The sequence below is a fragment of the Alteromonas infernus genome, assembly GCF_902705815.1.
Window position 1 is genome coordinate 1 of record NZ_CACSIG010000024.1, and the last position, 11,675, is coordinate 11,675.

The window sequence follows — 11,675 nt, forward strand, 5'->3', positions numbered from 1 at the left end:
AAGCGGATGCGCATTTTAGGGAAATGAGCGCTCACGTCAACACTTATTTCGAAAAAAACCTTATTTTTCGATCATTTGCACAAACAACAATCAAAACGTTTATTTAACCTACTAATTCACACGACTTTTAACTGACTATAAGTTTAGTTAAGTGGTAACAGCCGCGTTGTACTATAAATTAAGTAAGTCGTTACGATTACAAATACGCCCTTATTAGGAGCATTCTATGAAGGTTTCGGAATTTAAGACCGCAGGGAAACTCATTACAGGCCTTGGCGCGATAAAAGCCCTTGCAGATGAAATGACGCGATTAGGTATAAAAGATTGTGCCGTCGTAACTGATAAAGGTGTTTCGTCATCTGGTCTTCTTGAGCAAGTACTCGCTTTACTTCCCTATCCCCCCTTGCACATTATCGATGATATTCCACCCGAGCCTGCTGTAAATATCATAGAAGCCAAATTAAACGACCTTCGCGAGAATAAGGTAGATGGCATTATCGCCCTTGGTGGCGGTAGTGCTATTGATAGCGCAAAAGTACTAGCAGCTACCTATGATCATAGCGGGTCTATTAGCAAACTCTTTGGTGAAAATACGCTTTCAGAAAGGCGTCTTCCTCTTATTGTTATTCCCACCACCGCAGGGACAGGCTCGGAAGTCACCAATATTGCTATATTGTCTGACCCTAAAGCACAAATGAAGAAAGGCATTGTTAGTCACTGCCTATTACCCGATGTTGCTATTGTTGCGCCTGAGATGACAAAAACTTGCCCACCGTCTATAACGGCCGCAAGCGGAATAGACGCATTCGTTCACGCGCTTGAAGCCTATATAAGTGTTAATGCTAGCCCTATTACTGATGCTCTTGCCGAAAAAGCATTAAAGCTGATCTTTAATTCTTTGGTGCATGCTTATAATAATGGAGAAAATCTGGCTGCTCGCGAAGATATGGCCACCGGCAGTTTAATGGCCGGCCTTGCTTTTGGAAACGCCGGCGTTGGAGCAGTGCATGCTCTGGCTTACCCTTTAGGTGGGCGATTTCATTTATCACATGGAATGAGTAACGCGGTTATGCTTCCTCATGTATTGAAAGTAAATGCACCGTTTTGCCAAGACAAGCTTTATTGTGTAGCTAAGCTTCTGAAGGTATGTGAACGTCACCATTCAAAAGATGAGGCAATTAAACTGTTGTTAATTGCTATCGAAAAACTCTGCAGGGATGTCGATATACCCGCTTCACTCACCCATTTTAATATTTCGTCTTCTTGTGTAGGTGAGTTAGCGGAAGAGGCGAGTAAAGTAACTCGCCTTCTTCGCAATAATCCCAAGCAATTGAGTATTGAAGAGATTGAAGATATCTATCGACTGGCTTTTTAAAGTGGTCTTACCCACATATTTTTAAAACTTACTAAGTTACCGTGATCTTGTAATTGAAGCGGTGCACATCCGTGGGATTTATATTTAGGTGCACCAATCCATTCAGTGCTACCTTGTATTTCAGTATGATTTTGAACCACCACGCCGTTATGTATAACAGTAACATAGCCCGGTGATACTAAGTTTTCTCCGTTAAACTTAGGTGCTCTATATATAATGTCATAGGCTTGCCATTCACCTGGCGCCTTCATAGCATTGACCAGCGGAATGCTTTGCTTGTATACACTTGCCGCCTGACCATTTGGGTAGGTCTTATTCTGATATGAGTCCAATACCTGAATCTCGTATCTTTGCTGAAGGAAGATACCGCTGTTATTGCGCTGCTGTCCTTCCATGCCAGCTTCTGGCTGTGGTGCTCTCCACTCTACATGCAACTGTACATCGCAAAACTCTGCATTCGTTTTTATGTCGCCTGTTCCCGGTTTTACGGTAAGTACACCATCTTGAAGCGTCCATTTAGCCTCACCTTCTTTTACTGAACGCCAGTTTGACAGGTCGTTACCTATTAAAGCGGTCGCATCGGAAGGCACGCCCGCCTCATCGAAAGACACGACTTCTGGAACAGGTTCCCAAACTTCCGTTTTAGCGGCCTGTTGTTCTCGGGTTAAACGCGATTCGCTTTTTTCAGTATCTGCATCTGTCGTTGCGCATGCAGAAAGTGGCATAAGCAAAGCCACAGTTGAAGCGACGAGTGTTTTATTCATAGTGTCAGTACCTTGTTTTATCCGTTGTATAACTGTGTTGTGTTTGGCTGCTCGATAGCGCAGGTTTAGGTTGCCCACGCTTTGTCGCCCTTTTTATAAGGGAATGCACCGTCGTAACGTCCAGGAATAGCCACATATCGAAGTACTTTAGTCGCGCCAACTTGAGACGTGAAAAAGCAATAAAGTGTTAGCTGTTTTAATAACGTAAAGTAGTGAGGGGTTGGCTCATCGGTGCCTGGCTCCCACTGACTTGGCTTTCCTGTTTCAACACCTTGATAAACACCGTTAGCAAGGTTCGCCGCTTTCGCTTCTACATCCAGGTCGTTAAATAAAGCCTCTCGTTCTTGCTTGGTAAGCTGAACAAATTGTTTGTTGAAACGACTTTGACTTAACGAAGATATTTTCTTAATGCCATCAAGAAAGGTCTTTTGAAGTAAAGGTGTGTAGCAATCGGTTACCAACACAGCCATTGTCGCGCCAACGTTGGCTGCTTTTGCTCCAGGCGTGTCAGTTTGAGGAATGATCACTTCACCCATTTCATTCAGCAAGGCCACGTCTTTTTCATTAAATAATGTGTCGCTAAGCGGTACAGCAGGCACATCTGTGTAGGCAAGCACATTACCTGCGAACAATGCTGTGCCTGTAGCAGTTGCGATGAGTTTAAGTAGTTCTCTGCGTTCCATTATAGATTTCCTCGCTTTAACTCTTCTACGGCAAAGTCTGCGGCTCTTGCCGTTAATGCCATATAGGTCAGTGAAGGGTTAACACAGCTGGCCGATGTCATTGCCGCACCATCGGTCACGAATACGTTAGGTGCATCCCATACTTGGTTATGCGCGTTAAGCACAGAGCTTTTAGGATCTCTTCCCATACGCGCCGTACCCATTTCATGAATGCCCATACCAGGTGCGTAGTCTGCATCCCAGCCTTGAACATTTTTAAGGCCAGCCGCTTCAAACATCTCAATAGCGTCTTGCTGCATGTCCTTACGCATCTTAAGCTCGTTTTCTTTAATCTCTACATCCATTGCGAGTACTGGTAAGCCCCATTTGTCGGTGACTTTTTTATTCAAGTACACTTTGTTTTCGTGATACGGAAGAATTTCGCCGAAGGCTGTCATGCCTATTGTCCAAGGACCTGGCTCTGTTATGGCGTCTTTAAGTCCAGCACCTATACCAAGCTCAGCTATGTCTTTGCGCCAACCTGAACGGCTTGCGCCGCCTTGATAACCAAATCCACGCAGGTAGTCTCGTTTATCACTTCCCCAGTTTCTAAACCTTGGCACATAGAAGCCACTCGGTCTGCGACCGTAGGTATATTTGTCGTCAAAACCTTCAACTTCAGCTGAAGCACCGACTCTAAAGTGGTGATCCATAACGTTGTGACCCAACTCGCCGCTGCTGCTTCCTAAGCCACCGTCCCATACGTCTGTGGCAGAGTTCATCAGTACCCACGCCGAGTTAAGTGCTGACGCATTTACAAAGATGATCTTGCTTTTAAATACATAGGTCTCGTTGGTTTCTGCATCGATAATTTCAACGCCAGTCGCGCGCTTCTTGTCTTTGTCGAACAAGATCTCTTTTACTATCGAGAAAGGTCGAAGGGTTAAGTTACCTGTTTTAACCGCAGCCGGAAGCGTAGAGGCTTGTGTACTAAAGTAGCCACCGAAGGGGCAACCCAACCAACACTTATTGCGGTATTGGCAATGAACACGCCCTTCTTCAGGCTTGCTTTGTGTCATGTTTGAAGTGCGGCCATGTACCATGTGACGCGCGCCTTCATAGGCCTTTTTCACCCGCGCCGCGACACTTTCCTCTACAATATTCATTGGCATTGGCGGCTGGTAAACGCCATCAGGCAATACATCTAAGCCATCGCGATTACCACTGATACCTGCGAATTTTTCTACATAATCGTACCATGGCGCCAAATCTTCATAGCGAATGGGCCAGTCGACCGCAATGCCTTCTTTAGCATTGGCTTCGAAATCTTCTTTATTCAAACGATAGCTTTGACGCCCCCACAACAGTGAGCGCCCACCCACGTGGTAGCCTCTGTACCAGTCGAAGCGCTTGTCTTCGGTATAAGGATTTTCTTTTTCATTTGCCCACATACCGTACGTTTTTTCATTTAGCGGGTAGTCGCGCTTAAGCACGGGATAATCCACTTTCATTGCTTGAGTAGGCAAGTCTCGGTGAGGAAAATCCCAATCTTCTTTGTGCGCATTTTTATAATCTTTAATATGCTCGATATTTTGGCCACGTTCTAACATGAGCACTTTTAGGCCCTTTTCAGTTAGCTCCTTAGCAGCCCAACCGCCACTGATACCAGATCCAATAACTATTGCATCATATACGTTACTCGCCATAACACGTCCTTAAAACTTTATTCGTCGCTGTGCCTGTTCGCACGTTACACATCACAGATATGGATCGCTTGTTGTAGCGACGCTATTCTGTTGGCTTTGGTTTTCGGTGTGGGTATAAACTCCTGTGCTAAGTAGCCTTTAAATCCGGTCTCGACAATGGCTTTAGCTATTGCTTCATAATTGAGTTCTTGAGAAGCATCTATTTCGTGACGCCCAGGTACGCCGGCCGTATGGTAATGACCAAAGTACTGATAGTTATCTCGAATAGTTCGGATGATATCTCCCTCATTAATTTGCATGTGGTAGATATCGTAAAGCAGTGAGAAGTGCTTAGAACCTAGGCGTTTGCAAAGTTCTATCGCCCATGCAGAATTGTCGGCCATGTAATCAGGGTGGTCGACTTTGCTGTTAAACAGCTCCATGAAAATCACTACATTGCGTTTTTCAGCATGAGGTAAAATGCGCTTTAACCCTTTAACCGCATTTTCAAGTCCCTCTTCTCGTGACATGCCTCGGGCATTGCCGCTAAAGCAGATAAGATTTGTATAGCCTGCATCAGCGACCAAATCGATGTGCTTTATATAACGCGCTTCTAGTTCATCGTGTAGTTCACTGTGGATGAAGCCGTCTTCAAGGCTTATCTCGGCGCCGTTACACATAGAAGAGTCGATGCCGTATTGCTTTAACACAGGCCAATCTTCAGGGCCTACCAAGTCAATGGCTCCAAACCCTAAATCCTTAACGGTTTGACACAACTCTTCAATGCTCAAGTCGCCGTAGGTCCATCTGCTTACTGAGTGATTTACATTACCTTTAAGTGGCGTATTCACAGTATTACTACTGTTCGTTCCTTTTGTGCTCGCTACGGCGGGCATGGCAGTAACTAAACTAGCAGCAGCCAACCCTGTTCCGGCAATACCGGCTCCTGTCATTGCCATACTCTGAAGTAACTTTCTGCGGGTAATGTTATGCATCTGCATCCACCTTCTCTTTTCTGAACAGAATGGCGAATAGCACTAACACAACCGCGGCAAACCCTGCTGGGAATAACCAAACCTGCTGCCAACTATGCGCACCTGTTTCCATCGTGTAGGTATCGGTAATTGCGCCAGCAACCGCGAAACCCACCAGCATACCTACGCCATATGTCGCTAAGGTAATTAGCCCCTGCGCTGCACTTTTTACGTTTTCGCCCGCCTTTGCATTGGTATAGATTTGCCCTGATACAAAGAAGAAGTCGTAACAAATACCGTGCAGCGCAATACCAACAATTAGCATGAACAAGCCTTCGTCAGCGTTCCCGAATGCAAATAGTGCATAACGAACAACCCACGCCGCCATACCTATCACCAACGTGGCTTTAATGCCGAAACGGTTCAAAAATACCGGCAAAGCCAACATGAACAACACTTCGGAAACTTGACCAAGTGTCATTTTGCCCGTTGCATTTTCAACGCCTATTTCCGTAAGGAAAGGATTCGCATTCTGGTAGTAAAACGCCAGTGGAATACAAATAAGTACAGATGATAGAAAGAATACAAAGAAGTTTTTGTCTTTTAACAGTGCCAACGCGTCCAAGCCAAGAATGTCGCGTATAGTTACCGCTTTACCGCCAGATTGAGGTGGCGTGTTTGGCAGTGTAAAACTGAATACGCCCAACATCAGCGAGGCAACGCTGCACAATAAGAACGTGTTTTTGAGCATACCATCGGCAATAGACTGGGCAGAATCCCATGAGAAGACATAGCTAATCATAAGGCCTGCCACAATCCAGCCGATAGTGCCCCACACACGAACTTTTCCGAACTCTTTGGATGGGTCAACCATTTGCCCGAATGACACTGAGTTAACCAAAGCAAGCGTAGGCATGTACGCAATCATGTAAGCCAACACATAAGGGTAGAAGCTGGCAAAATCATTCGCTTGATACATAAAGTACATAAGCACGGCGCCAACAATATGTAATAAGCCGAGGATCTTTTCTGCATTAAAGAACCGGTCAGCAATAAGGCCCACAATAAAGGGGGCAATGATGGCGCCCCAACTTTGGGTTGAGAAAGCCATGCCGATTTGTCCACCGTTGGCAGACAGGGTATTTGATAGATACGTGCCTAATGTTACAAACCAGCCTCCCCAAATGAAGAACTGGAGGAACATCATCAAACTAAGGCGTAGGGTTATCATAGTTATTGTTATCCTATTGATGGCGCTTAGCGCTCAAGGCCTAAAATACGATTATTCTTCGCTTCGCTTACGTCTCCACCAGCAAAGTCGTCAAACGCATATTTGCTTGGCTCGATAATGTGTGAAGCGATAAACGGTGCGCCCTCTGCTGCACCTTGCGCACTGTCTTTTAAGCAGCATTCCCACTCTAGTACTGCCCAACCTGTGAAGCCATACTGGGTAAGCTTGCTGAAAATACCTTTGAAGTCGACTTGGCCGTCGCCAAGGGAACGAAAACGTCCCGCGCGGTCTTGCCAGTCTTGATAGCCGCCGTACACACCGTTTCTACCGTTCGGATTGAACTCGGCATCTTTGACGTGAAACATTTTGATCCGGCTGTGGTAGCGGTCAATAAAGTCAAGGTAGTCAAGCTGCTGTAAAACAAAGTGACTTGGATCGAAAAGAATATTTGCTCGTGGGTGGTCATCTACAGCTTTTAAAAACTGTTCGAACGAAGCCCCATCGTGCAAGTCTTCCCCGGGATGAATTTCGTAGCATACGTCAACACCTGCATCGTCGAATGCATCGAGAATGGGTTTCCAACGCTTGGCTAATTCAGCAAAGCCTTGCTCGACCAAGCCAGCAGGACGCTGAGGCCACGGGTAAACCAAGTGCCACATTAATGCACCAGAAAAGGTAGCGTGAGCTTTCAATCCCAAGCGCTTACTGGCAATAGCCGCACATTTGAGCTGATTAATTGCCCATTCGGTTCGCTCTTGTGGCTTGCCGTGTAAGTGTGCCGGCGCAAAGTTATCGAATAACTCGTCGTAAGCGGGGTGAACCGCCACTAGCTGACCTTGTAAGTGCGTAGAAAGCTCAGTGATTTCTACCCCTGCGTCTTTACAAATTTTAGCAATGTTGTCGCAGTACTCTTGGCTCTCGGCTGCTTTTTCTAAATCAAACAAGCTAGGATCAGTAGGCACCTGTATTCCCTTGTAACCAAGCGACGCTGCCCACTTCGCCATATTTTCAAGCGTATCGAACGGCGCTTCTTTTCCCATGAACTGAGCAAGGAAAATAGCCGGCCCTTTTATAGATTGTTGGTTAGTAGCCATAAGCGCTCACCTTTTTCATTGTATGTTTTAATTGCATTACTGCGTTCCTTCCTGACTGACCGACTCCCATTTGGTGTCGCTGTCAGTACTGGCAAGCATGGCATCTATAAATACCATTCCGCGTATGCCTGAATTTATTCCTGGAACGCCGTCAGCTTTGCCTTTTTGATTCGCGCGTACCGCTTTCGCAAAATCGGTATACAAGTTTGCCATTGCTTCTAAGTAGCCCTCTGGGTGGCCAGCTGGAACACGACAACGTGCAGATGCAGCATCACATAACCCAACTTGACCCTGGCCGGCTCTAAACACTTGATAAGGGGCATCAACAGGGCGATAGATAACGGAGTTTGGCTCCATTTGACGCCACTCTAAACCGCCCTTGTCACCGTAGACACGGATCTTCAACGCGTTTTCTTCACCAGCACAAACCTGCGAAGCAATCAACACGCCCGACGCACCCTTCTTAGTTTTAATAAGCGCGGCGCCGTCGTCATCTAATCGGCGTCCTTCAACATGGGTGTTTAACTCGCCACATAACGAGGTAACACTGTCGTTTAATACAAACTCAACAAGTCCAAAGGCATGAGTGCCGATGTCGCCCATTGCGCCCGTTGCGCCAGAAATTGCTGGGTCGGTACGCCACTGCGCTTGCTTATTGTGCGTTTCTTCTTCGCCAGACAACCAGCCTTGCGGATACTCAACATACACTTTTCGAATTTTGCCCAGCTTACCGCTTTCAACGAGATGACGTGCTTGCCAAACCATAGGATAACCAAGGTAGGTATGAGCCAAGCCGTATAGCGATTCACTGGCGTGAATAACATCTTGAAGCTCTTTTACTTCTGCAAAGCTAACGTGCTGGTTTTTCACAGAAGACATGAAAGCCCGCTTTAATTGCGGCAAGTGAAATAGGTACGTGAAGATGATTAGGCGTTACGATAACAACCACTTGCATTCGCTCTTGCTCGGGAAGTTGCGCCTCGTTATCTAACATAGCTTGCCAACTGTCGTAAGCACGGGAAGCATCTACATTTAACGTTGCTGCCGTACGCGAGTTGTTTTCTTCGTTGCGGCTAAATGCGCCACACACCAACTGGTAGTTCCCATCTAACCCTGCGGCATGACGATGCACGGCACCGATAAACGCGCCTTCCCCGCCTCCGATCATTCCCATTCGAATTGGTTGCATTGAAATTCCTCTGTGTGCAAACGCACTATTGGTGTTACTAATGCCACAAAATGTAACCCGTTACATTTTAATGGTCAATACAAAAAACAGCATTTTATTAATCTAAAGTTTACAAATGGCGAGGTGACACTGGGGCTTTGCTACCGTTAACAGTCTATTCCTGCACCAAATTTGGACATAACACTAGCTCAAATTTACATAAATCCTACAAATAACCTTTGACGTTTTTATGAAAGTGCGTATTCTTTTGCTTAAAATGAAAACGGTTACATATTAATTTCACGTAAATTTTGAATTCGCTACCATCGTATAGACCACACCTCTACTGGGTTAGGTTTACAATGCGCGAGTGAATTAACAAACAACAATAACGTAAATGGCAAATATTAGAGATGTAGCAGATAGTGCCGGCGTGTCGGTCGCTACCGTATCAAGAACATTGCAACAACCTGAGCGTGTTTCTCCTAAAACGCGCAATAAGGTGATGGCCGCTGTTCAGGCAGTTGGATATAAACCTAACTTAATGGCAGTTAAGTTTCGTTCGGGAAAAACGCACAATTTAGTGGTACTGGTGCCTACGGTAGCGAACGTATTTTTTGCCCGTGTTATTAGCGGTATGCAGGAAGCGGCAGCCGAACTGGGCTATTCCATTTTACTTGCCAATACGCTTGGTAATAGTGAAATAGAAAGCCATTACGCCAAGATGGTAAGTACTTCTCAGGCTGATGGGCTTATACAGTTACGTGCGCACAACCCATTTGATGCCACGATGATCAACGACAATGGCCTACTTCCCATGGTGAATGCCTGTGAGGTGATTGACGATGGCCAATATCCTGTTGTGTCGTTAGACAACCGTGCTGCAGCCAAAGCAATGACCGAGCACTTAATTTCATTAGGCCATACCCGTATAGCCATGATCAAAGGACCTAATTCAAGTCCGCTTACCCAAGAACGCTTGGTTGGATATAAAGACGCCTTAGCGCAAGCCAATATTGCCTTTGATGAGAGCTTGTTGTTCCCGGGGGATTTTACATTACAGGCCGGATACAACGCAGGGGAGACCATTAGTCACCTTGAAAGTAGACCCACCGCCGTATTTTGTGAGAACGACGAAACGGCTATTGGTGCCATGCAAGCCTTCAAGCAAGCCAACCTACATGTTCCTAATGACATATCGGTGGCAGGTTTCGATGACATTGCATTTTCAGCATTTGTGGATCCGCCGCTAACCACTATTGCCCAACCTGCAGAAGAATTTGGTAGAACGGCGGTTACGCTACTGGTGGACCTTCTTAACGGAAAAATTCGCAAGGCCCCCAAAGTTATTATGCCGTTTGAACTTATTGTGCGTGAGAGCACGGGCAAAGCTTTGGGTTAATTGATGATAGCGATGCGTCATCACCTATGTACCACTACAGAAAAGGAGCAAGCAGTGAATTTAAGTAAAACAAACTTAAGTAAGACAGCAATTTTAGACGCGGCCAGTAATATTGGCTCTGGCGTTTCAAGACGACAGTTCATTAAATATTCATCTGGTTTACTGGCGGCTATGAGCGCTCCTGCTGTTTTGGCAAGTACTAGTTCGGTTCAGGGGCATGGTAGTGATAAAGGAGCTATGATGAAGGGCATGCAAAAAAGTGCTGTTGGTCTGCAGCTTTACACGCTTAGAGATATTATGAAAGTAAGTGTGCCGGCTACGCTTAAACTGGTCGCTGATGTTGGTTATTCGGAAATGGAATTTGCAGGCTACTTTGACCATAGCGCAAAGGAAATTAAGCAACTGCTTGATGACAATGGCCTTACTGCGCCTTCGGCTCATATTCAGTTAGACGCGTTCGATACTAACCTGTCACAAATTTTAGATGACGCACAAACCATTGGTCACAAATATTTAGTGGTACCTTGGCTTAGTGAAGCGCAACGCGGTAGGGGTATTGCGCCATACCAAGCTCTTGCCGAAAAGCTAAATAACATTGGTGAAGCGTGTAAGAAAGAAGGTATTACCCTTGCCTACCACAATCACGATTTTGAATTTGAAGTACGCGACGGTAAGACACCATTAGACGTGCTTATAACTCAGACCGACCCAGACCTTGTTGCCATGGAACTGGATTTATACTGGACGGTAAAAGCAGGTAAAAATCCCATTGATTACTTTAAGCAGTACCCAGGCCGCTTTAAGCTTTGGCATGTAAAAGATTTGGCTGAAGACGGCAGTTTTGCTGATGTGGGCACGGGCACGATTAACTTTAAAGAGATATTCGCGCACGGCAAGTTAGCCGGTATTGAACATAAATTTGTAGAGCGGGATCAAACCACCGACCGTATTGCCACTATTGAACAAGGCTTCAACGCGGTAAGTGCACTAAATAAAGGCGTAAGCTAACGCTTTTATACTCGCCATGGTTATAATGGGCACACAGCAAAAATCGTCATAATAGTAGTAAATTTATGAGTGAACTTTTTAGTGCCCTTTCTCGCGCATTAAGCCCCTATTACACAGAAATGAGCATTATGCTTATGGCCACAATTTTAGTGGTGTACGGCGACCTGATTAACGGCCATGTGAAACGCATACTGGCACCTTACCATTTCACTGTGACGTGGTCAACCAAAATCACACAACCCAGTTAAGCCGCTTTTTGTAAGTTAGCCATGTCGGCCTCATATTGATTTGGACTCTTGTAATCCAGATATG

At 45.7% G+C, this 11,675-nt stretch carries 10 protein-coding genes and 1 pseudogene; 4 read left to right on the plus strand and 7 right to left on the minus strand.

The features are described from left to right. Positions 1-226 precede the first annotated feature (226 nt). Complete coding sequence (locus ACX5J7_RS06680) at positions 227-1,375, plus strand: iron-containing alcohol dehydrogenase (protein ID WP_015066067.1); 1,149 nt, start codon at positions 227-229, stop codon at positions 1,373-1,375. Here ACX5J7_RS06680 and ACX5J7_RS06685 read toward each other — a convergent pair. From ACX5J7_RS06685 to ACX5J7_RS06715, 7 genes and pseudogenes are all read right to left on the minus strand, one after another. Next, a complete protein-coding gene (locus ACX5J7_RS06685; protein WP_278384535.1) occupies positions 1,372-2,139 on the minus strand; it encodes a 3-keto-disaccharide hydrolase in 768 nt (255 codons plus the stop codon). The two genes, ACX5J7_RS06680 and ACX5J7_RS06685, sit on opposite strands and share 4 nt — an antisense overlap. 65 nt (positions 2,140-2,204) lie before the next feature. Then, positions 2,205-2,822 (minus strand): gluconate 2-dehydrogenase subunit 3 family protein, encoded by a 618-nt coding sequence (locus ACX5J7_RS06690; protein WP_014947966.1) that lies wholly within the window; start codon positions 2,820-2,822, stop codon positions 2,205-2,207. Next, the gene (locus ACX5J7_RS06695; RefSeq protein WP_498706538.1) at positions 2,822-4,507 is read right to left on the minus strand and encodes a GMC oxidoreductase; all 1,686 of its coding nucleotides are present in this window, start codon (positions 4,505-4,507) and stop codon (positions 2,822-2,824) included. Before ACX5J7_RS06695 ends, ACX5J7_RS06690 begins: the two co-directional genes overlap by 1 nt. Before the next feature lie 44 nt (positions 4,508-4,551). Continuing rightward, positions 4,552-5,481, minus strand: coding sequence for a hydroxypyruvate isomerase family protein (locus ACX5J7_RS06700; RefSeq protein WP_498706540.1), 930 nt, complete (start codon positions 5,479-5,481; stop codon positions 4,552-4,554). Beyond that, positions 5,474-6,691 carry a nucleoside permease gene (locus tag ACX5J7_RS06705; RefSeq protein WP_014997053.1) on the minus strand — a complete coding sequence of 406 codons (1,218 nt, stop codon included), beginning with the start codon at positions 6,689-6,691 and terminating at the stop codon, positions 5,474-5,476. The genes ACX5J7_RS06700 and ACX5J7_RS06705 overlap by 8 nt, the downstream gene beginning before the upstream one ends. A gap of 26 nt (positions 6,692-6,717) precedes the next feature. Continuing rightward, positions 6,718-7,785, minus strand: a complete 1,068-nt coding sequence (locus ACX5J7_RS06710; RefSeq protein WP_498706545.1) for a sugar phosphate isomerase/epimerase family protein — start codon at positions 7,783-7,785, stop codon at positions 6,718-6,720. A 36-nt stretch (positions 7,786-7,821) separates the two neighbouring features. After that, positions 7,822-8,974, minus strand: a pseudogene (locus tag ACX5J7_RS06715) (Gfo/Idh/MocA family protein). Between the two features lie 376 nt (positions 8,975-9,350). Here ACX5J7_RS06715 and ACX5J7_RS06720 point away from each other — a divergent pair. From ACX5J7_RS06720 to ACX5J7_RS06730, 3 genes are all read left to right on the plus strand, one after another. Continuing rightward, complete coding sequence (locus ACX5J7_RS06720; RefSeq protein WP_012516940.1) at positions 9,351-10,355, plus strand: LacI family DNA-binding transcriptional regulator; 1,005 nt, start codon at positions 9,351-9,353, stop codon at positions 10,353-10,355. A 54-nt stretch (positions 10,356-10,409) separates the two neighbouring features. Next, the gene (locus ACX5J7_RS06725; RefSeq protein WP_462836037.1) at positions 10,410-11,363 is read left to right on the plus strand and encodes a sugar phosphate isomerase/epimerase family protein; all 954 of its coding nucleotides are present in this window, start codon (positions 10,410-10,412) and stop codon (positions 11,361-11,363) included. A gap of 65 nt (positions 11,364-11,428) precedes the next feature. Further along, positions 11,429-11,611 carry a DUF3392 family protein gene (locus ACX5J7_RS06730; protein WP_498706549.1) on the plus strand — a complete coding sequence of 61 codons (183 nt, stop codon included), beginning with the start codon at positions 11,429-11,431 and terminating at the stop codon, positions 11,609-11,611. Positions 11,612-11,675: the final 64 nt, after the last annotated feature.